Source organism: Isoptericola croceus (assembly GCF_029382255.1).
Lineage (GTDB): Bacteria > Actinomycetota > Actinomycetes > Actinomycetales > Cellulomonadaceae > Isoptericola > Isoptericola croceus.
Genome location: NZ_JARLLG010000123.1, coordinates 1 through 280, shown reverse-complemented (window position 1 = coordinate 280; position 280 = coordinate 1). Strand labels below are relative to the sequence as shown.

The following is a 280-nucleotide window of genomic DNA, read 5'->3' as shown; positions in this document are numbered from 1 at the left end:
CTCATTTCTTGTATTGGTCTTGGGGGTGGCTGCCGTCTCCTCAGAAGTAATTGACATCAACCAGGCATTCGATGAAGGTGTAGCCAAGATCAACAATTACCTCAGAGAGCACAGACGTACAGTTTTACATGTACCTAAGGGTGCTTTGAGTGCTAATGTAACATTTTTCGGTTCTGAGGTAGTTGGCCTCGACTCCTGGAAGAGGACCGGCAATTGCACTCTTGAGGTTGTTGATAAAAATGTAACTTTAGAATACCATTGGGGCCTTGGACTGTTCCAG

The 280-nt window shown here is 45.4% G+C and carries 1 protein-coding gene; it reads left to right on the top strand.

Annotated elements, in window-relative coordinates:
- Nucleotides 1-25: 25 nt before the first annotated feature.
- Nucleotides 26-280, top strand: a 255-nt coding sequence (locus PZC42_RS20910) for a hypothetical protein (RefSeq protein ID WP_277214019.1), incomplete at its 3' end; no start/stop codon positions are given.